Genomic DNA, 24362 nt, shown 5'->3' on the forward strand with positions numbered 1-24362 from the left:
GAATGATAATGCAAGTCATTCGCAACAAGAAAATACTGAGGCGGATCATTTGCGGCTCAGCCATTGCGTTTGCCGTTGCGACGCATACATGGAGGTGACGTTTCACCGAGTTCGCACGAAGGAATGGGAATGGCCGGATTTTTGAGAAAGCTGATGCCGAAGCGCTTCCGCAAGGAGGGCATCGTGATCCCGGTCGTCAGGCTCCAGGGGGCGATCATGACCGGCGGCAGCCAGTTCCGCCCGGCGCTGAACCTTGCCTCGACCGCGCAGGTGCTGGAAAAGGCCTTCAGCTTCAAGGACGCGCCCGCCGTCGCCATCTCCATCAATTCGCCCGGCGGCTCGCCGGTTCAGTCTCGGCTGATCTTCACGCGCATCCGCGAGCTGGCGCGCGAAAAGCAGAAAAAGGTCATCGTCTTCGTCGAGGACGTGGCGGCATCCGGCGGCTACATGATCGCGCTGGCCGGCGACGAGATCATCGCCGACCCGACCTCGATCGTCGGCTCGATCGGCGTCGTATCCGGCGGCTTCGGCTTCCCCGAGCTTCTGAAGAAGATCGGCGTCGAGCGCCGCGTTTACACCGCTGGTGAGAACAAGGTGATCCTCGACCCCTTCCAGCCGGAGAAGGAAAAGGACATCGAATATCTGAAAACCCTGCAGCTGGAGATCCACCAGGTCTTCATCGCCATGGTGCGCGAGCGCCGCGCCGGCAAGCTGAAGGATGACGCGACGGTCTTTTCCGGCCTTTTCTGGACCGGTACGCGCGGCCTGGAGCTCGGCCTTATCGACGGTCTCGGCGACATGCGCCAGGAACTGAAGAAGCGCTACGGCTCGAAAACCAAGCTCGAACTCGTAACCCCTGCAAGGGGGCTTTTCGGACGCCGCATTCCCGGCATATCATCATCGCTCGAAGGAGCCGCCTCCGGCTTCGCGGCCGGTCTTGTCGAGACCGCCGAAGACAAGGCATTGTGGAGCCGATACGGGCTCTGACGCAATTGCGGCAAAAGCACAGCGCGGCTGTGCGGCGGCAATTGCGTTAAAATAACGAGGGGTGAAGACAGACGACATGCCGCAGCTTTTGATCATGGGTGTGCTCGTCCTGGGCGCCTGGCTCCTCTACCGCCGCTTCGTGGCCGAAGCCAAGCGCCTGCAGGAAAAATCCCGCCGCGCCCAGAGGGAACAGCAGACCGGAGCGATCGGCACGCTGGTGAAGGACCCGGTAACGGGCGAGTATCATCTGAAGAAGGATGAGGATTGAGGGGGAGGGCTTTGCTTAGCTGCGCTCCCGAACCCGCGCCTGCCAATCCGCTCGGCTATAGCTGATGCAGAGAACGAAGACGGATTGTGCTTCGTCGTCGACGGTGAAGCAGACGACTGCCTTTTCCGAGGCCGGAATGGCGCGCAGCCCGGGATAAAGGTCGCTTCGGATGGTGCCGATGTGAGGAAAGTCGGTTAAGCGGTCGATGAACGCTGTTATTTCGTTCACTTTGCTTTGGCCGATCCGCAGCCCGGCGAAGTCCGAAATAAGTTCAGCGATCTGATACAGATCGGCTTCGACGAGCGGATGCTGCGTGATCGTGTACGGCATCCGGCGCTTCTTTCTTGAATTTTCGAGCCAGCCTTTCGTTCAGTCTCTCTGCCATCGCCTTACCATCCCAAGGAATTCGCTGATCCTCGGGCAATTCCGCGCGCCGCCGAATCTCGTCTGCCATACCGGCCAGCGGATCGTTTGAAGCCTGTTCAAGCATCCGCATCCGCGTAATCCCGGCTTTGACTACGTCGGACACGCTCGGAAACCGCCCGTCCTCAACGAGTTCTTCCGCATAACGAAGATCTTCATCAGACAGCGTCACCATGTTTTTGACGGTCATATCGTCTCCAAGGCAAAATCTACTCCACTATAAGGCAACCGACACCGCTTGTCCTCCCTGCAAACTGTGGGGAAGAGGCCGGACAGCTTACTTTGGCGCTTCCGTTGCTGTGTGATACGGTGCGAGAGGTTCACGTCGGAGCGCGCCATGCGGATTGTCAAATTCGAAGACGGTCTCGGAGTCTGCATCCCACAGGCAATTGTGGATGAACTCGGGTTGAAGGAAGGTGGCGACGTCGCGGTTCGCCTGGGCACTAATCGCAATATTGACGTCGCCACAGCAGATGCCCGGTCGAAGGCGTTTGAACGGATCAAGGCATTCAAGCTGCAACTGCCGCCGGATTGGGTGTTCGACCGAGACGGCGCGAACAGCCGAAACCCTTGACCCCCATCGCCGCTCGTGGCACCTGTCGCCCACCGAACCAATTGAATGGCGACTAACCTCATGTCTGCACCCAGCATCCCCGACCACATGAACCCGAAGCGCTCGTTTCAGGCGCTGATCCTGACGCTGCACAGCTACTGGGCGGACAAGGGTTGCGCGGTGCTGCAGCCTTACGACATGGAAGTCGGCGCCGGCACGTTTCATCCGGCGACCACGCTGCGCGCGCTCGGCCCCAAGCCCTGGAAGGCTGCCTACGTGCAGCCTTCGCGCCGCCCGTCAGACGGTCGCTACGGCGAAAACCCGAACCGTCTGCAGCATTATTATCAGTACCAGGTCATCCTGAAGCCGAACCCGCCGAACCTGCAGGAGCTCTATCTCGGCTCGCTCGCCGCCATCGGCCTTGATCCGCTTCTGCACGATGTCCGCTTCGTCGAGGACGATTGGGAAAGCCCGACGCTCGGCGCCTGGGGCCTCGGCTGGGAGTGCTGGTGCGATGGTATGGAAGTCTCGCAGTTCACCTATTTCCAGCAGGTCTGCGGCCTCGAATGCTCGCCTGTTGCGGGCGAATTGACCTACGGCCTCGAGCGCCTCGCCATGTATGTCCAGGGCGTCGACAACGTCTACGACCTGAACTTCAACGGCCGCGAAGGCGACGAGAAGATTAGCTATGGCGATGTCTTCCTGCAGGCAGAGCAGGAATATTCTCGTCACAACTTCGAATTCGCCAACACCGAGATGCTGCATCGCCATTTCATCGATGCCGAGAAGGAATGCCAGGCGCTGCTCGCCGCTGGCGCCCCTGGAGACAGCGATAACCAGAAGCTGCACAAGTGCGTCTTCCCGGCCTACGACCAGTGCATCAAGGCCAGCCACGTCTTCAATCTCTTGGACGCGCGCGGCGTGATCTCGGTCACCGAGCGTCAGAGCTATATCCTGCGCGTGCGCACGCTCGCCAAGGCCTGCGGCGAAGCCTTCCTTCTGACCGACGCCGGTGGCGTCAATCTCGCCAGCAAGGCTGCCTAAGCGGTCAGCGACGCCTGTTGGCCTTCACCTCAACGGTGCGCGCTGCCGGACGCGGCGCGCCCTTCAGCATGAAGAACGATGAGATGGCAAGCATGTTGAGCAGGAAGATAACTGCGCTCATGGCTGATTGATCCTCGTGACATGGTTCGGATCCCGCCGCCGTCGGCCGATCCATGGTCAAGATAGGCCTTATGCGGCGGCCGCGGTATCGCGAGATCTTGGGATGCGCCAAACTACAGCGGCGGGAGATGACAAGCGGCGCCAAGCCGCATAGTCTCCCGGCCGACCTTGCGTCGTAACGGGGGATTCGCGATGTATATTATTCTTGGCCTCATCGTCCTGATCGCGCTTTATGCGGTCTTTGTCTACAACGGCCTCGTGCGCGCCCGGCAGATGGCCGAAGAGGCCTGGTCCGGTATCGATGTGCAGCTGAAGCGCCGCGCCGATCTGATCCCCAACCTGATCGAAACGGTGAAGGGCTACGCCACCCACGAAAAGACGACGCTCGAAGAGGTCGTCAAGCTCCGCAACCAGGCGCAGACGGTCCCAGCAGGCGATGTCGCCGGCCGTGCGCAGGCGGAAGGTCTGCTTGGTGCTGCGCTCGGCCGCGTCATGGCGCTCGCCGAAGCCTATCCGGATCTGAAGGCCAACGAGAATTTCCGTGAGCTGCAGACCTCGCTCGAAACCATGGAAAGCGAGATCCAGATGGCCCGCCGCTATTACAACGGCTCCGCCCGCGATCTCAACGTCAAGGTCGAAAGCTTCCCCTCGAACCTCGTCGCCAACCAGTTCGGTTTCACCAAGCGCGAGTATTTCGAGATCACCAACGAGGCCGATCGCGCCGTGCCTAGCGTAAAGTTCTGATCCCGAAGTTCTGATAACAGCCATTTGCCTTTGCTGAAAAGCTGCTATGAGCAGGGCAAGATCGCGGCCGGATAGGGCCAGCGGATAAGACGTAATGAGTGAAGACAAGCCCATGAGTAAAGACAAGCTCACCATCATCCCGGCGGCCAAGCCGCTGTCCGGCCGTGCCGTGCCTCCCGGCTCGAAGTCGATCACCAACCGCGCGCTGCTCCTGGCCGGTCTCGCCAAGGGCACCAGCCGTCTGACTGGCGCGCTGAAGAGCGACGACACGCGCTATATGGCCGAAGCCCTGCGCGCCATGGGCGTGACGGTGGACGAGCCCGACGCGACGACCTTCGTCGTCACCAGCTCCGGCGAGCTCAAGGCGCCCGCAGCCCCGCTCTTCCTCGGCAATGCCGGCACCGCCACCCGCTTCCTGACGGCAGCATTGGCGCTGGGCAATGGCCGCTATGTCGTCGATGGCGACGAGCATATGCGCAAGCGCCCGATCAAGCCGCTGGTCGATGCCCTGAAGTCGCTCGGCGTGGCGATCGAAGCGCCCACCGGCTGCCCGCCGGTGACGATCGATGCCAACGGCCGTTTTGCGAACAACAAGGTCGTCATCGATGCCGGTCTCTCCAGCCAGTATGTCTCCGCTTTGCAGATGGCGGCCGCCTGTGGCTCAGAGCCGTTCACCATCGAGCTTGCCGGTGCCGATATCGGTGCGCGCGGCTATATCGACCTGACGCTCGCCGTCATGCGCGCCTTCGGCGCCAAGGTCAGCCAGCCGACGCCATCCTCTTGGGTGATCGAGCCGACCGGCTACACCGCCACCGATTTCGTCATCGAGCCGGACGCCTCCGCCGCCACCTATCTCTGGGCCGCCGAAGTTCTGACCAAGGGCGCGATCGACCTCGGCGTCGCCAATGAGGATTTCACTCAGCCGGACGCGAAAGCTTACGACGTCATCAGGCAATTCCCGCATCTGCCCGCCGAAATCGACGGCTCGCAGATGCAGGATGCGGTGCCGACCATCGCCGTGCTGGCCGCCTTCAACGAAACGCCGGTGCGCTTCGTCGGCATCGCCAATCTGCGCGTCAAGGAATGCGACCGCATCCACGCGGTCTCGACCGGCCTCAACAACATCCGCGCAGGCCTTGCGACCGAGGATGGTGACGACCTGATCGTCTCCTCCGACCCGGCTTTGGCTGGCCAGCATCTGCCGGCCGATATCGACACCTTCGCCGATCACCGCATCGCCATGAGCTTCGCGCTCGCCGGCCTCAAGATCGACGGCATCACCATTCTGGACCCGGATTGCGTCGGCAAGACCTTCCCGGACTACTGGAAGGTGCTGTCCTCGCTCGGCGTCGCGATAAAGGACGAGTAAGCCGGCAGCCGATCTCGCCGGGCAATCCGAAAAAGACAATTCTGAAAAGACAAGGGGAGAACGTCTTGATGCGTTGGTTGTCCGGTCTCGTTGCCGCTCTGATACTTCTGCTGACGGCATCTCTTGCCGCCGCAAACGAGCGCATCACCTCCTATCATTCGGAAGTCGAGGTCGCCAAGGACGGCGACTTCACCGTGACCGAGACGATCTCGATCGTCGCCGAGGGGTTCAAGGTCAAGCGCGGCATCTTCCGCGATTTCCCGCTCACCATGCTGGATGGCGAGGGGCGCACCATCCGCGTCGGCTTCGATCTCCTCTCCGTCACCCGCGATGGGAAGCCCGAGCCCTACAAGACCGAAAGCATCGATGGCGGCATCCGCATCTATGCCGGCTCCAGCGATACCATCGTGCCTGAGGGCGAGCACACCTATGTCCTGACCTACAAGGCCGACCGCATGATCCGCTACTTCCCTGACCATGACGAGGTCTACTGGAATGTAACCGGCACCGGATGGCAGTTCGCCATCGAGCAGGCCTCGGCGCGCATCACCATGCCATCGGGCGAGGTGACGAGGCTTGCCGCCTATACCGGCCCGTTCGGCTCGCGCGCCACGAATGCCACGTCGCGCATCGAGGGCAATCAGGCGATCTTCGCCACGACCCGCATGCTCGGGCAGAACGAAGGGCTGACCGTCGTTGCCGGCGTGCCGAAGGGCGTCATCGACCCGCCATCGGCGGCTCAGCTTCGCGCCTGGTGGCTGCGCGACCACATGGCCGATGTCATCGCCGTCGCCGGCCTTCTCCTCGTCGCGCTCTATTACGTGTTCTTCTGGATGAGGGTCGGCCGCGATCCGGCCCGTGGTGTCGTCGTGCCGCGCTGGGACCCACCCGAGGGTCTGTCGCCGGCGCTGGTCAATTATATCGACAACAAAGGCTTCAACGGCGCCGGCTGGCCGGCATTCTCGGCCAATGCGCTCGACCTCGCCGTCAAGGGGTACGTCACCTTCGACGATATCGGCTCCAGCATCACTGTCACCCGAACCGGCAAGCCGCTGCCGAAAGCCCTGCCTTCAGGGCAGGCCGCCTTCCTCTCCCTCGTCGGCCGCTCCGGCCAGAGCTTCGCAATCAGCAAGTCGAATGGCGAAAAGGTGCGCGACGCCGGCCAGAAGTTCCGCCAGGCCATCGAGAGCGAACATCGCGGCAAGTATTACCACTCGAACGCGCTCTACACGGTCGGCGGCATCGTCCTCAGCGTCATCTTCATCATCGCGGTTCTGGCCTTCGGCGAAATCGATGCCGACCTCGGCGGCTTCATCGCCGCCACGGTTTTCTCGGCGGTGTTCCTAGGCATCCTGTCGTCGCGCCTCGGTCTCAGTTTCCGCAAGGGGGCGTCGCTGCGCAGCAAGATCGGCGGCGTCATCATCGGCGGCTTCTTCGGCTTCACGCTGCTGTCCATCCTCGCCGGCATCGTCACTGCCGCCGTGGAACAGTTGACAGCAGCCGACCACTGGCCCGTCATCGTCGCCGTCGGCGGTATCGTCATGATCAATGTGGTGTTCTTCTTCCTGATGGGCGCGCCGACGCCGCTCGGCAGCCGGCTGATGGACCATATCGATGGCCTGCGCCGCTACCTGACGGTTGCCGAAAAGGACCGCATGAACATGGCGGGCGCCCCTGCCATGTCGCCGCAGCATTTCGAAACGCTGCTGCCCTATGCCGTAGCGCTCGGTGTCGAAAAACCCTGGAGCGATGCCTTCCAGACTTGGCTCGCCACAGCTGCGGCGGCGGGAGCGGCGGCAGTCGCCTATTCGCCCACGTGGTATCCGACCCATTCCGGCAGTTTCGGCGACAGCATCGGCGGCTTCTCCTCCTCGATGGCCTCCACCATCGCCTCGACGCTCCCCGCGCCCGTGACCTCGACCTCGTCGGGCTTTTCCGGCGGCAGCGGTGGCTTCTCGTCGGGCGGCGGCGGTGGTGGTTTCTCTGGCGGCGGTGGCGGCGGTGGCGGCGGCGGCGGCTGGTAGGATTGTTGCACAATCAGGCGCGCTTGCGTGCAATATGCGTAAAGATAACAATTGGCTGGCCACTCGCTCCTGCTACTAATCCACTTTCCTGGAAGGTTTTCAGCCCATCTCGGCACCAAGTAGGATAGAAGACAGCTCACACGACAACAGCTAGCTTTTTGTCGATCATCAAGGCCTGAGCCCTGGGGCTTGACATAGAGTCACTTGAGAGAACATTATGAGAACATTCCGCTGCTGTTTAGTCGTGGGTTGAGTGGCAACCATGCATTGAAAGTTAGCTGAATGTTTGCAATTTCGCGTTAGGTGTCTCCCCATGTCCAATGGAATTCATTTTCTTGTGGGAGACGGTTTCGTGGAGCCTGACAGCGATATCGAGATTAAGATAGACTTTATAGAAGATGGTTCTTCGGCGCGAGTGTTCGAGATCGCCGCTGAGCTCATTCGAGCTTTCGAAGATCTCGATAGTGTTCTAATCACATCTGTTGACTCTTCCATGGCAACAAGCCTGGTTCTCGAAGACGTCCAGAAGTCAAGCCTCAAGATCTTCCTGAGAAACGTTCTCAAACAGGCGGACGACGATGCGCTAAAGACGCTCGATTGGAAGCCTCTCGTTGGTCAGTACCTCGTAAAAGCCAAGTACGTTGCGCTCAAGTGGCTGGATAAGGATGTCGCAGATGGCCAGCCGGCCGGTATTGAGGACCTAACGGAACATATCCGCGAGTTAGCGTCTAAGACAGATGTCCGGCACCTCCCAGATTACCCTTCGCTAAATCCGTCTCGGTTGGCTCAAAGCCTTGATGAGGTTCAACGTACCAAGGCGAAATTCAAGGAGGGCGAGGCTCTCACGATCACGCTCGATAGTACGGACTATAAGGTCAATCTTGAGCGCACATGGCTACCTTCAGAACATCTGCAGGACGTCGACGCTGATCGCGAGCTTTCAAACATCGTCGACATGGTTCTAGTGATCCGGAAACCCGACTTGTTGGGAAAAAGCCAATGGCAATTTAAGCACGGGAAGCGTGCTTTTAGCGCACCGATCTCAGACAAGGAGTGGCTCGATGAATTCCATAAGGGAAACCATCCGCTCAGCCCTCATGATGCTTTACGAGTTCGTGTCAAGCATACCGCGAAATACGATGAGAAAGGCAATTTGAGCGAGCAGACTGAAGAAATAGTCAAAGTCTTGGAAGTAATTAAGCACCAAGACCCGCCCACATTAATCTAACGACGACGAAGAATGGGCGAATGGCGATCCTATCGCCAAGAATCATGACACCCCGTTCTGGCCGAGCATTCCCGCTTGACCTTTCCGCTCCAGCCCCTTAACCGCCACTCACACACTGGAAAGGGACGGGCATGAAGGTTCTGTTGATCGGATCGGGCGGACGCGAGCACGCATTGGCCTGGAAGCTGGCGCAATCGCCCGAACTCACCAAGCTCTACGCCGCCCCCGGCAATCCAGGGATCGCCGAGCACGCGACCCTCGTCCCCTTCAACACCGAGGATAACGACGCCGTCGTATCCTTCTGCAAGGACAACGCGATCGATTTCGTCGTCGTCGGCCCAGAAGCGCCGCTGGTTGCAGGCGTTGCCGATCGCTTGCGCGCCGAAGGCTTCGCCGTCTTCGGTCCGTCTGCCGCCGCAGCCCAGCTCGAGGGTTCCAAGGGTTTCACCAAGGATATCTGCGCCCGCTACGATATCCCGACCGGCGCCTATCAGCGTTTCAACAACGCCCCCAAGGCCAAGGCCTATATCCGCGAGCAAGGCGCCCCGATCGTCGTCAAGGCCGATGGTCTTGCCGCAGGCAAGGGCGTGACTGTCGCCATGACCGTCGATGAAGCGCTTGCCGCCGTCGACGATTGCTTCGAAGGCGCGTTCGGCGCCGCCGGTGCCGAAGTCGTGGTCGAGGCCTATCTCGATGGCGAAGAGGCAAGCTTCTTCTGCTTGAGCGATGGCAAGCACGCGCTGGCGCTCGCAACCGCCCAGGATCACAAGCGGGTGGGCGAGGGCGATACCGGCCCGAACACCGGCGGCATGGGCGCCTATTCTCCGGCTCCCGTCATGACGCCTGAGATGGTCGAGCGCACGATGAAGGAGATCATCGAGCCCACCATGCGCGGCATGGCCGAGAGCGGCTATCCCTTCTCCGGCGTCTTCTTCGCTGGCCTGATGATCACCAAGAAGGGTCCAGAGCTGATCGAATACAACGTCCGCTTCGGCGATCCGGAATGCCAGGTGCTGATGATGCGCCTGAAGAGCGACCTCCTGCCGATCCTTTACGCGACCGCCACCGGCACGCTGGACAAGGTGACCGCCGAATGGAGCGACGATCCGGCACTGACCGTCGTCATGGCCTCCAAGGGCTATCCCGGCAGCTACGACAAGAACACGCCGATCAAATCCATCCCCGGAGCGGGCGAGGGCGCGAAGGTGTTTCATGCCGGCACAGCGCTGAAGGATGGCGCGCTGGTCGCCACCGGCGGCCGCGTTCTGAACGTCACCGCATCTGGAAAGACCGTCGGCGAGGCTCAGGCCCGCGCCTATGCGCTGCTGGACAAGGTGGAGTGGGACAACGGTTTCTGCCGCCGCGACATCGGCTGGCAGGCGATCAAGCGCGAAAGAGCGTGATCCGATATCGAAATCGGATCAGTTCTCTAAATTTTTACCCTTTCCCCTGACGGGATGGAAATAAAGCCGCGTTAAACCTGTGTTCAAGGTAAGACGGAGTGTTTCCATGCGTCAGGTTTCTGCGGTTGTTTTGGGTGTCGTTGCTGCGTTGATGGCGGGTTCCGCCATGGCGTCGTCGATCGACGTGGTCGGCGCCAATGCGGCATCGAGCGACAGCAGCATCCTCAAGATGACCTGCACCACATGCCCGCCGCTTCAGGTCGTGGAAGCCAAGAAGGAATATATCGTCCCGACGCTCGCGGATGGCACGCTCGAGCACTCGCAGATCCGCGACGTCGATGGCGAAAAGAAGCTGTTTCGCACCGAAGGCTGGATGGGCGGTTCCCCCGTCGTGTTCGTGACCAAGGCGCCGGCTCCGGTCGCAGTTGCCGCCGCACCCGCCGCCGCCGACGGTGTCGATACGGCGACGACGTCGGCCGTGATCGGCGCCGATACCAAGCCCGTCGTTGCAGGCGCCGCAGGCCAGCCGGCGGAACAAACACGCCCGCTCGACGTTTCCAATTTCAAGCTTAGGCCTTGATTTAAAGTTCCCTGCCCCTCCCGTCCAAAGTTTTGGTCATCTGGGGTTCCACCTCAAAAGGGTGGTGAAATGCGCTCCTGAAGAGAAGCAGGGGCGCATTTTCTATTTTCGACTTGCCTCTGCGTGCTCCGAGTTCGCGGCCGATAGATCATCTAGTGCTTGGTTAAACATTTCTTATAAAAAACAGGCCATTTCTAGCCGCGACCGGTAGCCGCATGAGTTTTCGCAGCAGTACCAGCGAAGGGCCATTCGCTCTCGCATACGCGGTAGGATACCGCGCCGGATGATCTCACCCGAGCTCTGTTGCGAGGCCAAATGAAGAATCTCAGAATTTCCAGGCAGTTGTTTCTGCTCGTCGCCGGCTTGATGGTAGCCTTTTGCGTCGCGTCCTACCTGCAGATCCGCTCTTCGATCGATGCGATCTATCACGAGCGCAACGAGATGCTGCGCACGCAGGTGGAATCCGGCCTGTCCATCATGCAGCAATATTACGACCGCGAGAAATCCGGCGAACTGACGCGCGAACAGGCGCAGGCGCTGGCCTACAAGCAGCTCTCTGCGATCCGCTATGAGCCCAACGGCTATTTCATCGGCTACGACTATGACGTGGTCATGCGCATCACTTATGATACGCCGAAGCTCGGCAAGAGCAGCAAGGGCTCGCCCGACAGCCGCGGCAAGCCTTACCGCGACGAGATCGTCAAGGTCGGCCGCGCCGGCGGCGGTATCGTGGATTTCTACGGCCCGAAGCCCGGCCAGCCGGCCGATGCGCAGTTCCGCAAGGCTGTCTACACCCGGGCGTTCGAACCCTGGCAGGTGGTGGTCGCGACCGGCGTCTATCTTGACGACCTCGACGCGCAGGTTCGCTCCGACGTGCTGAAGGCGCTGTCAGGCGGCCTCGTTGTGCTGCTTCTGGGTGCTGCCGCCGCCTTCTACGTGGTTCGCAGCATTTCCGGCCCGCTGACCCGCATCCACACCGCCCTTCAGGCTGTCGCCGAAGAGAATGTCACGATCGCCATTCCCCACACCGACATGAACAACGAAGTGGGCATGATGGCCAAGGCCACGAAGGCGCTGCAGGAAAAGGTCCGCGAGCGCCACGCCATGTCCGAGCGCGAAGCCGCCCAGCAGATGGCGCTGGACGACGAGCGCGAGAACAACCAGCGCATGCAGCGTGACGAAACCGCGGTGCAGGCCCATGTGGTCTCCACCATCGGCCAGGCGCTGGAGCAGATCGCCCGTGGCGATCTTACGGTCCGCTGCGCCGATCTCGGCCAGAAATACGCCACCCTGCGCGACAACTTCAACGATGCGCTCGGCCATCTCGAGGCTGCCATGTCCAAGGTCTCGGTCAAGGGCGGCGATATCGCCGTCAGCAAGGAAGAGATCCGCCGCGCATCCAACGAGCTGTCGCAGCGCACCGAGCGCCAGGCCGCAAGCCTGGAAGAAACCTCGGCCGCCCTTGATGAACTCAGCGTCGCCGTGCGCCAGACCGCCGAAGGCGCGCATGAAGCAAGCAAGCGTGTCCAATCGGTGAGCTCCGAGGCCAATCGCAGCGACGCCGTGGTCACCCAGGCCATCGAGGCGATGGGCGGCATCGAGAAGTCTTCCGAGGAAATCGGCAAGATCATCGGCGTCATCGACGACATCGCCTTCCAGACCAACCTGCTCGCCTTGAATGCTGGCGTCGAAGCCGCCCGCGCCGGCGAAAGCGGCAAGGGCTTCGCCGTCGTCGCCCAGGAAGTCCGCGAACTGGCTCAGCGCTCGGCCGCTGCCGCCAAGGAAATCAAGGATCAGATCGCCCGTTCCTCGGGGCAGGTCGAACAGGGCGTTCGCTTCGTCGGCGAGGCCGGCGAGGCGCTGAAGCGCATCTCCGACCAGATCAAGGCCGCCAACGACATCGTCTCGAAGATCGCCCACAGCGCCTCCGAGCAGGACACGACGCTGCGCTCGATCACTTCCTCGATCAACCAGCTCGACGCCGCCACCCAACAAAACGCCGCCATGGCGGAAGAGACGACGGCCTCGGCGGAATCGCTCGCCAGCGACACCGACGAGCTTCTCAACCTAATCCGCGGCTTCCGCGTCGGCACCCAGGCGGAGTACGGGGCAGCGCAGACACGCCGCGCGGCGTAAGGCTTGCCGCAAGTGCGATAGGATGATGGCGGCCGCCGGAGCGATCCGGCGGCTGTTTTTGTTTTTGGGGTGTCGGTGGTGCGGCCTGGTGTGAGAGCCATGCACGTTGCATTCCTGGAGACGTGCTTAGATCCTCGGCACGAGGCCGAGGATGACGTCGAGAATTGCGAAGCCTTTTGTTTTCAATGGCTTGTCAACGGAACCCCACCCTCCGACGTCATGCTCGGCCTCGTGCCGAGCATCTGCTGCCGTATCGGTTGGCTCGACGTGAGTGGACCTTGCAGAGAACAGACACCCCAGTAACCAAACCGCCATCAGCCGTTTGCCTTCCTACTGTCCAGTCGCCGTCTTCGCAGCGACCAATTCGTCGCCGACATCGGGTTCGCTATCAGGAACACTGTCGAGGATCGCGAGCGCCGCACTCACATCGCCCCGTTCCGCGCGCTTCTTCAAGCTCATGATCGCCCGCCGGTGGCCGATGCCGTCGGCGATGAAGGCGGAAAGCAGCTGGTTCAGCGATACATTGTCCTCCGCCGCCGCGCGCTTGGCTTCTTCCATCACATGATCGGCTATTCTGAGAGGATAGGTGCTCATCTCTCTTGTCTCCTTTGCAGACGGACCCGTTCGGGCCTCAGGCGGCGGCAACAGCCAGATGCACGCCGGTCTCCTCCTGAAGCCGGCTGATCACGCCGAACAGATTGTCCGCGCGCGGATTGCCTTTCGGCCCGAACATCCGCATCAGGCTCTTCGCCGGTGTGTCGGTGAGTTCGCCAAGCTTCTCGAAGCCGATCGTGGCATTGATGAAATCGCGAAGCACGGCTTTGCCGGTCTCGACATTGCCGGAAAGAAGCAGCTCCACGGCATCCGTCAGCAATGCCGCCCGGAATGCCGCATCGTCGGTTGCGCGGGCTTTGATGGTTTCCTTGAAATCGCGCGTCAGAGGCATCTCAACGGCCCTTTCTTTGCTTGTAATCGACCCAACGCGAAAGCGCCGTGGCGATGTCGGATTGCTGCCGTTTCTTCGTCCCGCCGGCCAGAAGGATGATCAACCGATCGCCATCGCGCCCGAAATAGATGCGATAGCCCGGCCCATAATCGATCCTGTATTCCAGCAGCCCGGATCCCACACCCTTCACGTTGGAAAGGTTGCCGGCCTGCATGCGCGTCAAGGCAATGGCGACCTTCGACGCAGCGCGCGCTTCAATGCCGGCAAACCACAGCGCGAAGGGGCTTGACCCATCCTCATTCAGATATTCGAGGATTTTCATGTCTTAATGGTATCATATGTGTTACCAAATTCAACCGCCCCAGCGCTTGCGCCCAGCCCCGCAACATGATCATGAAAACCCCAACGCCACCCGTCGCCATTTGAAAGCGCCCATCATGCAGACTACCGATCCCAGCGCGACATGACCACGCTTGCAGCCTATGCCGGCCTCTTCGCCATCTCGCTGATCGCGGCCACCATCCTGCCCGCACAGTCGGAAGCCGGGCTCGTTGCGCTCATTGTCTCCGGGCAATATTCCACGCTGCTGCTCGTTGTGGTCGCCAGCGTTGGCAATATCCTCGGTTCGCTGGTCAACTGGCTGCTCGGCATCGGCATCGAGCGCTTTCGCGACAGGCGGTGGTTTCCGGTGGGGGAGGTGGCGCTTAATCGGGCGCAGCGCTGGTATCGGCGGTATGGGAAATGGTCGCTGCTGGGGAGCTGGTTACCCATCGTCGGCGATCCCATCACCGTCGTTGCCGGCGTCATGCGCGAGCCGCTGCCGGTCTTTCTGCTTCTGGTGACGATCGCCAAGACCGCGCGCTACGCGGTCCTGGCGGTGATCACATTGGGCATCGTCGGCTGATCAGCCGGCGATCTTCGAGAAGTCGGCGACGGTGCCGGTGGCTTCGCGGACGAGGCGCAGTAGCGCCAGGCGGTTGGCGCGGATCGCGGCGTCCTCGTCGTTGACGAGCACGTCGGTGAAGAAGCGGTCGACAGGCGCGCGCAGCGTAGAGAGAGCGGCCATTGCCGAGCGGAAATCTTCCTTCTCGATCGCGCCGGATGCCTCGGCCGAAACCGTCTTGATCGCCGCGAAAAGCTCCTTCTCGGCGTCGAGCTTCAGAAGCGCGTCCGAGACGCCATCGGCGACCACGGTGCCCTTCTTCTCTTCGGCAGCCAGGAGCTGCACGGCGCGCTTGGTGCCGGCAAGCAGGTTCTTGCCGTCCTCGGAGCTGACGAAATGGGTCAGCGCCTCGACGCGCCGCGCGACCATACGGAGATCATCGGTCTCCGGCGTCAGCACCGCGTCGATCAGGTCATGGCGGGCGCCCTGGTCGCGCAGATAGACCTTCAGGCGGTCATGGAAGAACGACAGGAGATCGAGCTGGCGCGACATGTCGTCGGCGGCAACCGTATTGCCGATATCCATGTCGATGCGCGCCATGTGGCTGACGATGCGCGGAAGCAACGTCAGATGCACGCCACGCTCCAGGATGATGCGGATGACGCCAAGCGCGGCACGGCGCAGCGCGAAGGGGTCCTTGGAGCCCGTCGGCTTCTCGTCGACGGCCCAGAAGCCGATCAGCGTGTCGAGCTTGTCGGCAAGCGCCACCGTGATCGCCACCTTGTCCTGCGGCAGCTGGTCGGATGGGCCCTGCGGCTTGTAGTGTTCCTCGATCGCGGTCGAGACCACGGCCTCTTCGCCCTGAAGAGCGGCATACTTGCGGCCCATCACGCCCTGCAGCTCGGGGAATTCGCCGACGGCTTCGGTGCGCAGGTCCGCCTTGGCGAGCACGACCGCGCGGTCGACCAGCTTGTAGTCGGCGCCGGCGGGGAAGGCGACCTTGGCGGCCATGGCGCGGATGCGCTCGACCCGCTCGCCCTGCGTGCCGAGCTTGGCATGGAAGGTGACGTTGAGCGCATCGAGCTTGGCCATGCGCTGGTCGAGCGGCTTCTTCAGATCGAGGCTGAATTTCTTGGCCGAAGCCTCCAGCGTCTCCAGATCCGGCAGATCGCCCTGGTCGCGCTTCCAGAAGTGCAGAGCGTCGGAAAGACGGGCGCGCACGACCTTGCCGTTGCCGTGGATGATTTCCTTACCGCCATCCGTCGCTTCGATGTTCGATACGAGGATGAAATTGTTCGAAAGCGTCTCTTCGCCCGGTTTGCGTGTGACGAAGCATTTCTGGTTGGTCTTGATCGTCAGCCGGATGATCTCGGACGGGATCGAGAGGTAGGCTTCCTCGAAGCTTCCCATCAGAACCTGCGGCCATTCGACGAGGCCGGAAACCTCTTCCAGCAGGCCTTCGTCCTCGACCAGTTCGAGGCCGTTGGCGAAGGCGACGTCGCGGGCGTCGTGCAGGATGATGTCCTTGCGGCGCTCGGCGTCGAGAATGACCTTGGCCTTCTCCAGGCTCGCGACATAATCGTCGAAGCGCTTGACGGTGATCGCCTCTGGCGCATGGAAGCGGTGGCCGTAGGTGATGTTGGAGGCGACGATGCCGGAGATTTCGAACGGGATGACCGTCGTTTCCTCATGCTCGGTGCCAAAAAGGCAGACGATCGACTGCAGCGGCCGCACCCAGCGCAGCGAACCCGGCTGCGACGAGGCCTTGCCCCAGCGCATCGGCTTCGGCCAGGGGAAGTCGCGGATGATCGAAGGCATCACCTCGGCAATGATCTCCTCGGCGCTGCGGCCGGTCTTGGAGATGATCGCGACGTAGAAATCGCCCTTCTTCGGGTCGCTCTGCACCTGCGCCTCGGAAATCGAGGTGAGCCCGGCCGCGCGAAGAAAACCTTCGATCGCCTTTTCGTTGGCGTCGGTGCGCGGACCCTTGCGTTCTTCGCGCACATCGGCGGAGCGGGCGGTCAGCCCGCGAATGTCGAGCGTCAGCCGGCGCGGCGTCCAGTATTCCCGCGCACCCTCATAGGAAAGTCCCGCCTCGACGAGCGCGTCGGTCACAAGCTTCCTCAGATCGCCGGCAGCCTTGCGCTGCAGGCGGGCCGGGATCTCTTCGGAGCGGAGTTCTAACAGCAGATCGGGCATGTCACTTTCCTTGCCTCCACGGGGAAGGCGCTACCTTGCGGGTCTGAAAACGGTCGCCTCTGCTAGCAAAGAATGGCGCTGGTTTACAAGCTGCAAAAGCGGGGAGGTGGAGGCGGGGAGGGGATTTGGGTAACCGGAGTGTCTTTCGGCAGCCTTTGATGTTCGGAAACAGGCTGTGCCTCGGGGTCGAATATCAATGTGGTCTATCGGCCATTGTGGCCATTCCCGCTGAGCCCGTATTCACTATCGACTTCCATCTCCGAAAAAATCTTCGATCGTCACAAGATGACCTATCGGCCGGTCACCTGTGGGTCGTTTGCTGCCGGGCGGCTCGCGATCAAAAACCTGCTGAGGTGAGTTTAGCCATGGCAGCCGCTCACGCAGCCGTTCCGTAATAGGAGCTGATGTGACTTCAAGTTCCAACCGGACAAAGCAAACGTTGGGAAAGATTGCCCCTATTTCGTCGCGCCGAAACTCAAAGATCGTGTTCGGCTTTTGATCGTCTTCGAAAGCGACGAAGGTTGGAAATCTTTTACCCAAGCTGTAAGGAATTCGCCCGGAAGTAGATCGTAAAATCTGAAAATCAGCTGCTTCCAGGCCGCCGATGCTATTCTTGATACCAAACGAGTTCAGCACGGCGTATTCCCAGATCTGGGCGATAGGCCCATTCTCTATGCGTTCAGTCGGCAGCATGTAGAAACTCTTGCCGCCCGGGAGATCAAAGATTAGCGCCTCGCCGTAAAGCCTAGTCGCACCACCTGTACCTATCAGGCTGTTCTTGACACGGGCGTAGCGCACTTCCATGACCGTTGAGGCTTCGATAGGCTTGCCGTCTACTTCGACAGTGGCGATTACACGATACCGAACCTTGGCCGTCTCCTCTTGGCAACCCATCAGAGGCAGCGCCACGATCGATGCCATAAATCCCCTGCGCGTTATCGATAGAATTTGCATTGACGATCCTACTTCGCGAACAAACAACCAATAGTCGAGCAATGTGATCGTTCGCTTAACGAGGCGTATGGCTCGAGCTCAAGCGCCGACGACCGCTTGTGGCGCGAAGCATCGGAGCCTTGGGTCGATGGCACCCCATTGCGCCCCACTTCCGCTGTGGAAACCCATCTCCATCCTTGCCTTGCCGCTTTTCGCCGCTATGGTCCGCCACCTCAGTTGAAACGCAGGAACCATCATGGCCGCTGATATCCGCATGCTCTCCGCAGTCATCGCCTCCGAGATCAATGCCCGGCCCGAGCAGGCCAAGGCCGCGATCGAGTTGCTGGATGAGGGCGCGACCGTGCCGTTCATTGCGCGTTACCGCAAGGAAGTGACCGGCGGGCTGGATGATACGCAGCTGCGCGACCTCTCCGAACGCCTCGTTTATCTGCGCGAGCTCGAAGCCCGCCGCGACACGATCGTGGAATCGATCTCGGGCCAGGGCAAGATGAGCGACGAGCTGATGGCAAAGCTCAAGGGCGCGGCCACTAAGGCCGAGCTCGAGGATCTCTATCTGCCCTACAAGCCGAAGCGCCGCACCCGTGCCGAGATCGCCCGCGAGCGCGGCCTCGGTCCGCTCGCCGAGGCAATCCTCGCCGACCGCTCGAAAGAGCCAGCAACGCTGGCCGAAGCCTACATCACCGCAGACGTTCCCGATGTGAAGACGGCGCTGGAAGGCGCCCGCGATATCGTCGCCGAAGGCATCGCCGAAAATGCCGATCTGCTCGGCAAGCTGCGCGCCCACATGCGCGGTGCGGCCCTTCTGAAGGCCAAGGTGGTGGATGGCAAGCAGGCGACGGGCGAGAAGTTCTCCGACTATTTCGACCATTCCGAACGCTGGGCAACGGCCCCCGGCCACCGCGCGCTCGCCATGCTGCGCGGCTGGAACGAGGAAGTGCTGACGCTGACGATTGAGGCCGATGCCGAGACAGCCTCGCCGAACAAGCCGGTCGAGCGGATGATCGCTGCCGCCTACGAGATCGGCAACAGCCGCCCAGGCGACCGCTGGCTGATGGAGGTCGCCAGCTGGACATGGCGCGTGAAGCTCTCCATGTCGCTGTCGCTCGATCTGATGCGCGAGCTGCGCGAACGCGCCGAGGAAGAGGCGATCCACGTCTTTGCCCGCAATCTGAAGGACCTGCTGCTCGCAGCGCCCGCCGGCTCGCGCCCGACCATGGGCCTTGATCCGGGCATCCGCACCGGCGTCAAGGTCGCCGTCACCGATGCCACCGGCAAGGTGGTCGCGACCTCGACCGTCTATCCATTCCAGCCCCGCAACGATGTGCGCGGCGCGCAGATCGAGCTCGCCTCGCTGATCCGCAAGCACAATGTCGAGCTGATCTCGATCGGCAACGGCACCGGCAGTCGCGAAACCGAGAAGCTGGTTGCCGACATGCTGGCCGATCTGCCAGGCGCGAAGCCCACCAAGGTCATCGTCTCGGAAGCCGGCGCCTCGGTCTATTCGGCATCCGCCACCGCCGCTGCCGAATTCCCCAATCTCGACGTGTCGCTGCGCGGCGCCGTCTCCATCGCGCGCCGCCTGCAGGATCCGCTGGCCGAGCTCGTCAAGATCGAGCCCAAGTCGATCGGCGTCGGCCAGTACCAGCACGATGTCGACCAGCAGAAGCTGTCGCGCTCGCTCGATGCCGTGGTCGAAGACGCGGTGAATGCCGTCGGCGTCGATCTCAACATGGCCTCTGTGCCGCTGCTCGCCCGCGTCTCCGGCCTTGGAACCTCGATCGCTGAAGCCATCGTCAGGCATCGCGACGAGACCGGACGCTTCGAGACCCGCCGCGACCTCCTGAAGGTCGCCCGTCTCGGCCAGCGCACCTTCGAGCAATGCGCCGGCTTCCTGCGCATCCGCGACGGCAAGGAGCCGCTCGATGCCTCCTCCGTCCACCCGGAAGCCTACGGCGTCGCCAAGAAGATCGTCGCCGCCTGCGGCCGCGACCTGCGCACGCTGATGGGCGACAGCGCGGTGCTGAAATCGGTCGATCCGCGCCAGTTCATCGACGACAAGTTCGGCCTTCCGACGGTCAAGGACATCCTGTCCGAACTGGAAAAGCCCGGCCGCGACCCGCGCCCGAGCTTCAAGACCGCGACCTTCGCGGAAGGGATCAACGAGATCTCCGACCTGAAGCCGGGCATGACGCTTGAGGGAACGGTAACCAACGTCGCCGCCTTCGGCGCCTTCGTCGATATCGGCGTCCATCAGGATGGACTGGTGCACGTTTCGCAGCTCGCAGACCGCTTCGTCAAAGATCCTCACGAAGTTGTGAAAGCCGGCGATGTGGTCAAGGTTCGCGTCGTCGAGGTGGATGCAAAACGCAAGCGCATCGCCCTTTCCATGCGCAAGGATGATGGTGCCGGTGCCCCTCCGCCACGCGGCGAAACCCGTTCAAATCCAGCCCCTCGAGGCGGAAACGAGCGGCGCTCGTCGAGCCCGAAACAGGAGAGCCAGGGGGCATTCGGGGCCGCGCTTGCCGAGGCCATGAAGCGAAAATAAGGACTTACGGATAAGCATTGCAAAAATATCACACTTTGGCAGCCTTGTTGCCAAAGTGCCAATTGCGGCGCTTGTAAGGCGGCAGGGAGAGCCTAAGTTTATCGGATTATCCTGTCACATTGCGAGGCCTCAATATGGCGTCGGCTTTCTTATCGATTGTCCAAAAAATCATCCGTAAGGGTAACCTTAAACTCACACTCGCCAATGGCGAGACACATACCATCGGGGACGGCACCGGAGATCTCGTTGCCGCCCGCGTTGCCGACGAGGAGGCGGAGCGACTGATCCGCCGAGACCCCACCCTCAAGCTCGGCGAAATGTACATGGATGGCCGGTTCATTCTGGAACAGGGCAACATCTACGATTTCCTGGCCCTGGTGAAACAGAACACCACCAACGAAATCTTCGACATCCCGATGGCGGCCCTCCTGATCGGCCGCATCGCCCTGCAGCAGCTAAAGAGCCGTCTGCCCGTCAACCACAACAAGCGCAACGTTGCCCATCACTACGATCTGTCGGAAAAGCTGTTCGAGCTCTTTCTCGATGAGGACTGGCAATATTCCTGTGCCTATTACAATCCGCCCGGCATCAGCCTGGAGGAGGCGCAGGTCGCCAAGAAGCGCCACATCGCCGCCAAGCTCCTGCTTCAGCCCAACCAGCGCGCGCTGGAAATCGGCTCCGGCTGGGGCGGCATGGGCATGTATCTGACGGAGTCCACACCGGGGCTCGATCTCACCGGCATCACGCTCAGCGAAGAGCAGCTGAAGATCTCCCGCGAGCGGGCGCAAAAGCGCGGTCTCACCGACCGGCTGCGCTTCGAGCTGCAGGATTACCGCACGATGAAGGGTCAGAAGTTCGACCGCATCGTCTCCGTCGGTATGTTCGAGCATGTCGGCATCGGCAATTTCGGCAACTTCTTCCGCAAGGTGCACGAGCTGCTGGCAGACGACGGGGTCATGGTGCTGCATTCGATCGCCCGTCCGAAGCCCAGCTTCGGCACCAATGCCTTCATCGAGAAGTATATCTTCCCGCAGGGCTATATCCCCTCGATCGGCGAAACGCTGCCGGCCATCGAAAAGGCGAACCTTCTGGTGCGCGACGTTGAGGTCCTGCCGCTGCACTATGCCTATACGCTGCGCCATTGGCGCGAGCGTTTCGTGGCGCGCAAGGCCGAAGCCGTGGCGCTTTATGACGAACGCTTCTTCCGCATGTGGGAGTTCTATCTGGCCGGCTCCGAAATGGGCTTCCGCTGGGACGAGCTCTTCATCATGCAGATCCAGATTTCCAAGAACCAGTATTCCACCCCCGACAATCGCGACTATATCGCCGCGAACGAGGCGAAGCTGAAGGAATTCGAGGCCACGCGTCCGCCGCTCGAAAAGGTCATCCTCTGACTTGACGAAAAGGCGCGGCGAGACCCGCGCCTTTTTTGTTTCCGCTGTTTCATTTTGAAAGGGTTGCGAGATGAGCAGTGCCTACCCCGAGATCACGCTGGTGCGCCACGGCGAGACCGAATGGAGCCTGTCGGGCCGCCACACCGGCCGCAGCGATATCCCGCTGACCGAAAACGGCGAAGCCGCCGCCAGCCGCCTCGGCCCGCGCCTTGAAGGCCTGACCGTCGCCGAAGTCTGGTCGAGCCCCTCCCAGCGCGCCCGCAACACCTGCCGCCTTGCCGGCTTCGGCGAGCGCATGGTGGTCAAGGACGACCTCGCCGAATGGGACTACGGCGCCTACGAGGGCATCAAGACCAAGGAGATCCTCGCTCAACGCCCCGGCTGGCAACTCTTCCGCGACGGCTGCCCAGATGGCGAGAGCGCCGCCGAGGTCGGCACCCGCGCCGACAGCATCATCGCCGCGATCCGCTCGGTCAACGCCCCGATCCTGATCTTTTCCTCTTCTCACTTCCTCCGCGTTCTGGCCGCCCGCTGGCTGGGATTGCCGCCGGAAGGCGGGGCGCATTTCGTCCTGGATACGACGAGCGTCAGCGTGTTGGGGTATGAGCATGATCTCGGCGAGCCGGTGATCCGGCGGTGGAATGGGTAGGGTGCGGCGTAAGCCCCACCATCCCGCTTGACCCGCCATCCCCCACATCGCTAGATGGCCGCATGCAACAGATCGACGGAATCAATGGGCGCGTTGCGGATGCGCCGTCCAACAACTGGGTTTACCGGGTGCTGCCGCCATGGCTTTGGCCGTACGCGCAGCTGGCGCGCTGGGATCGGCCGATCGGCTGGCAGCTTCTGCTGTGGCCTTGCTTCTGGTCGGCTGCGATGGCGGCCAACGCGGCTGTCCATGTCGGCCTCTTTTCCGGCGGTCAGCTGATCTGGCATCTGGTGCTCTATTTCATCGGCTCCGTCGCCATGCGCGGCGCCGGCTGCACCTATAACGATCTCGTCGACCACAAGATCGACATGGAAGTCGCGCGCACCCGCTCGCGCCCGCTGCCATCTGGCCGCGTTACCCGCACGCAGGCGAAGATCTTCATTCTGTTGCAGGCCCTGGTCGGCCTGGTCGTCGTTCTGCAGCTCAACTGGTTCTCCGTCATCCTCGGCGTCGCGTCGCTTGCCATCGTCGCGCTCTATCCCTTCGCCAAGCGCTTCACCGACTGGCCGCAGTTCTTCCTCGGGCTAGCCTTCTCCTGGGGCGCGCTGATGGGCTGGGCCGCGATCTTCGGCAGTCTCTCGCTGGCGCCGGTGCTGCTCTATATCGGCGCGGTCGTCTGGACGATCGGCTATGACACTATCTACGCCCACCAGGACAAGGAAGACGACGAGCTGATCGGCGTCCGCTCTACCGCGCGTCTGTTCGGCGACAACACCAAGCCATGGCTGGTCGGTCTCTATGGTCTGATGCTGATCCTCACCTTCGCAGCCTTCCTGCTCGCAGGCGTCGGCATCATCGCCTATCTCGGCCTGCTGATCGCAGCCGGCATGTTCGCCTGGCAGATCGTCACGCTCGATATCAACGATGCCGATCAGTGCCTGGTGCTGTTCAAGTCGAACAACCGCGTCGGCATGATCATCTTCGCAGGCCTGTTCCTGTCGCTGTTGTTCGTGCTTCCATAGGTCGATAACAAGCCTACGGAACGTGCTGCATGATGATCTGCGTGTGCAGCATTGGCGCATCGGCGCCGAAATAGGTGTCGAGTACCGTAAGGAAATCGTCGGACAGGTAGAAATCCGTCAAGGCGCGATCGGCGAGCAGCCGGAAATCGGCGTCGTTTCGGGGCAGGGCGATCGCATAGGGCTCATGCGTGAAGAGCCGATTGCCGACCTCGAGCAAGGATGGATCCCGCGCCCGGGTGGCGAGGCTGGTCAGTAACACCTGATCGCCGATATAGGCGTCGATCTTGCGATCCTCGAGCGCCTTCAAGCCCTCTTCATGTGTCTTGAAATCGGCGATCGTGGTCGTCGATGCCTGGCCCTTCATGGCTTCGTGCAGCGCCGCTCCCGTCGTCGAATTCGCCCGCGCGCCGATCACGCTTGCCGAAGCGGCACGCTGGCTGACGGCGCTCACGGCCGGTTTGTCGAAGAAGAACGATTGCAGGTAGTCGGGCGAATCCTTGCGAAGCAGGGCGCTTGCCCCTGTCAGAAAGATCGGCTGCGAGAAGTCGACGATCTCACGCCGCTCGAGATTGACGGTGATCGCACCGCACAGCAGATCGACCTCACCATCCTTCACGGCATCGAAGCCATTGGCGAGCGTCTTCTGGACGTATTCGCGTTTCAACTCCGGCACCTGATGCTCGATGTCGTCTGCGATCCTGTTGCAGAGATCGATCGCATAACCCGTCGGCTCTGCCCCGGCCTTGGCCGCGGAGAAGGGAGCTTCGTCGTTGATATAGCCGATGCGCACCGTTCCGCGCTCGATGATGCCGTCGAGAGTGGCGGCACTTGCCGTCAGGGCTGAAAGGGAAAGGGCGATAATCGCCAGCGGGAGCCGTCTCATGCACTTTG

The 24362-nt window shown here is 61.6% G+C and carries 24 protein-coding genes; 16 read left to right on the plus strand and 8 right to left on the minus strand.

Features of this window, described 5'->3' with window-relative positions:
• Positions 1–129 precede the first annotated feature (129 nt).
• Positions 130–987, plus strand: coding sequence for a S49 family peptidase (locus tag ACIQUB_RS09625; protein WP_113238573.1), 858 nt, complete (start codon positions 130–132; stop codon positions 985–987).
• A gap of 76 nt (positions 988–1063) precedes the next feature.
• Positions 1064–1255 (plus strand): hypothetical protein, encoded by a 192-nt coding sequence (locus tag ACIQUB_RS09630; protein ID WP_113010089.1) that lies wholly within the window; start codon positions 1064–1066, stop codon positions 1253–1255.
• Between the two features lie 15 nt (positions 1256–1270).
• On the opposite strand, the gene ACIQUB_RS09635 is transcribed toward ACIQUB_RS09630, so the two are convergent.
• Entirely contained in the window at positions 1271–1585 is a 315-nt protein-coding gene (locus tag ACIQUB_RS09635; protein ID WP_113238572.1) for a type II toxin-antitoxin system RelE/ParE family toxin, read from the minus strand.
• On the minus strand, positions 1527–1868 hold the full coding sequence (locus ACIQUB_RS09640; protein WP_402929334.1) for a hypothetical protein: 342 nt from the start codon (positions 1866–1868) through the stop codon (positions 1527–1529). Before ACIQUB_RS09640 ends, ACIQUB_RS09635 begins: the two co-directional genes overlap by 59 nt.
• Positions 1869–2015: 147 nt before the next feature.
• Between ACIQUB_RS09640 and ACIQUB_RS09645 the strand changes: the two genes are divergently transcribed.
• The 9 genes from ACIQUB_RS09645 to ACIQUB_RS09685 all read left to right on the plus strand — a co-directional run bounded on the left by ACIQUB_RS09645 (position 2016) and on the right by ACIQUB_RS09685 (position 12879).
• On the plus strand, positions 2016–2252 hold the full coding sequence (locus ACIQUB_RS09645) for an AbrB family transcriptional regulator (protein WP_113238571.1): 237 nt from the start codon (positions 2016–2018) through the stop codon (positions 2250–2252).
• A 60-nt stretch (positions 2253–2312) separates the two neighbouring features.
• Complete coding sequence (locus tag ACIQUB_RS09650) at positions 2313–3275, plus strand: glycine--tRNA ligase subunit alpha (protein ID WP_026283030.1); 963 nt, start codon at positions 2313–2315, stop codon at positions 3273–3275.
• Between the two features lie 312 nt (positions 3276–3587).
• Complete coding sequence (locus ACIQUB_RS09655) at positions 3588–4139, plus strand: LemA family protein (protein ID WP_111561839.1); 552 nt, start codon at positions 3588–3590, stop codon at positions 4137–4139.
• A gap of 112 nt (positions 4140–4251) precedes the next feature.
• A complete protein-coding gene (locus ACIQUB_RS09660; RefSeq protein ID WP_113238596.1) occupies positions 4252–5508 on the plus strand; it encodes a 3-phosphoshikimate 1-carboxyvinyltransferase in 1257 nt (418 codons plus the stop codon).
• Between the two features lie 68 nt (positions 5509–5576).
• A complete protein-coding gene (locus ACIQUB_RS09665; RefSeq protein WP_402929337.1) occupies positions 5577–7532 on the plus strand; it encodes a DUF2207 domain-containing protein in 1956 nt (651 codons plus the stop codon).
• Between the two features lie 313 nt (positions 7533–7845).
• On the plus strand, positions 7846–8760 hold the full coding sequence (locus tag ACIQUB_RS09670; protein ID WP_402929339.1) for a hypothetical protein: 915 nt from the start codon (positions 7846–7848) through the stop codon (positions 8758–8760).
• A 131-nt stretch (positions 8761–8891) separates the two neighbouring features.
• Positions 8892–10163, plus strand: coding sequence for a phosphoribosylamine--glycine ligase (gene purD, locus ACIQUB_RS09675; RefSeq protein WP_113235418.1), 1272 nt, complete (start codon positions 8892–8894; stop codon positions 10161–10163).
• A 106-nt stretch (positions 10164–10269) separates the two neighbouring features.
• On the plus strand, positions 10270–10743 hold the full coding sequence (locus ACIQUB_RS09680) for a plant virulence effector HPE1-like domain-containing protein (protein WP_113235419.1): 474 nt from the start codon (positions 10270–10272) through the stop codon (positions 10741–10743).
• Positions 10744–11058: 315 nt separating this feature from the next.
• Positions 11059–12879: a methyl-accepting chemotaxis protein gene (locus ACIQUB_RS09685; RefSeq protein WP_113235420.1), complete on the plus strand. Its 1821-nt coding sequence runs from the start codon at positions 11059–11061 to the stop codon at positions 12877–12879.
• Positions 12880–13209: 330 nt separating this feature from the next.
• Here ACIQUB_RS09685 and ACIQUB_RS09690 read toward each other — a convergent pair whose 3' ends face one another.
• Genes ACIQUB_RS09690 through ACIQUB_RS09700 form a run of 3 tightly spaced genes read right to left on the minus strand, consistent with a single transcriptional unit; the run spans position 13210 to position 14147 of the window.
• Complete coding sequence (locus tag ACIQUB_RS09690; RefSeq protein ID WP_113235422.1) at positions 13210–13473, minus strand: hypothetical protein; 264 nt, start codon at positions 13471–13473, stop codon at positions 13210–13212.
• A 37-nt stretch (positions 13474–13510) separates the two neighbouring features.
• Complete coding sequence (locus ACIQUB_RS09695) at positions 13511–13825, minus strand: transcriptional regulator (RefSeq protein ID WP_113235423.1); 315 nt, start codon at positions 13823–13825, stop codon at positions 13511–13513.
• A gap of 1 nt (position 13826) precedes the next feature.
• Complete coding sequence (locus tag ACIQUB_RS09700; RefSeq protein WP_113235424.1) at positions 13827–14147, minus strand: type II toxin-antitoxin system RelE/ParE family toxin; 321 nt, start codon at positions 14145–14147, stop codon at positions 13827–13829.
• Positions 14148–14288: 141 nt separating this feature from the next.
• Between ACIQUB_RS09700 and ACIQUB_RS09705 the strand changes: the two genes are divergently transcribed.
• Positions 14289–14729: a YqaA family protein gene (locus ACIQUB_RS09705; protein ID WP_113235425.1), complete on the plus strand. Its 441-nt coding sequence runs from the start codon at positions 14289–14291 to the stop codon at positions 14727–14729.
• On the opposite strand, the gene glyS is transcribed toward ACIQUB_RS09705, so the two are convergent.
• Together glyS and ACIQUB_RS09715 are read right to left on the minus strand one after the other, a co-directional pair.
• The gene (gene glyS, locus ACIQUB_RS09710; protein WP_113235426.1) at positions 14730–16907 is read right to left on the minus strand and encodes a glycine--tRNA ligase subunit beta; all 2178 of its coding nucleotides are present in this window, start codon (positions 16905–16907) and stop codon (positions 14730–14732) included.
• A 243-nt stretch (positions 16908–17150) separates the two neighbouring features.
• Positions 17151–17828: a hypothetical protein gene (locus ACIQUB_RS09715; RefSeq protein ID WP_402929343.1), complete on the minus strand. Its 678-nt coding sequence runs from the start codon at positions 17826–17828 to the stop codon at positions 17151–17153.
• Between the two features lie 268 nt (positions 17829–18096).
• On the opposite strand from ACIQUB_RS09715, the gene ACIQUB_RS09720 reads away from it, so the two are divergent.
• The 4 genes from ACIQUB_RS09720 (at position 18097) to ubiA (ending at position 23471) form a co-directional block, all read left to right on the plus strand.
• Positions 18097–20406, plus strand: coding sequence for a Tex family protein (locus ACIQUB_RS09720; RefSeq protein ID WP_113235427.1), 2310 nt, complete (start codon positions 18097–18099; stop codon positions 20404–20406).
• A 134-nt stretch (positions 20407–20540) separates the two neighbouring features.
• Positions 20541–21800: a cyclopropane-fatty-acyl-phospholipid synthase family protein gene (locus ACIQUB_RS09725; RefSeq protein WP_113235428.1), complete on the plus strand. Its 1260-nt coding sequence runs from the start codon at positions 20541–20543 to the stop codon at positions 21798–21800.
• 70 nt (positions 21801–21870) lie between these two features.
• The gene (locus tag ACIQUB_RS09730) at positions 21871–22449 is read left to right on the plus strand and encodes a histidine phosphatase family protein (protein WP_113235429.1); all 579 of its coding nucleotides are present in this window, start codon (positions 21871–21873) and stop codon (positions 22447–22449) included.
• A 62-nt stretch (positions 22450–22511) separates the two neighbouring features.
• Positions 22512–23471: a 4-hydroxybenzoate octaprenyltransferase gene (ubiA, locus tag ACIQUB_RS09735; RefSeq protein WP_113235430.1), complete on the plus strand. Its 960-nt coding sequence runs from the start codon at positions 22512–22514 to the stop codon at positions 23469–23471.
• A gap of 13 nt (positions 23472–23484) precedes the next feature.
• On the opposite strand, the gene ACIQUB_RS09740 is transcribed toward ubiA, so the two are convergent.
• Positions 23485–24354, minus strand: a complete 870-nt coding sequence (locus ACIQUB_RS09740) for an amino acid ABC transporter substrate-binding protein (RefSeq protein ID WP_402929346.1) — start codon at positions 24352–24354, stop codon at positions 23485–23487.
• Positions 24355–24362: the final 8 nt, after the last annotated feature.

The organism is Rhizobium sp. NPDC090275 (assembly GCF_044772225.1).
Classification (GTDB): Bacteria; Pseudomonadota; Alphaproteobacteria; order Rhizobiales; family Rhizobiaceae; genus Rhizobium.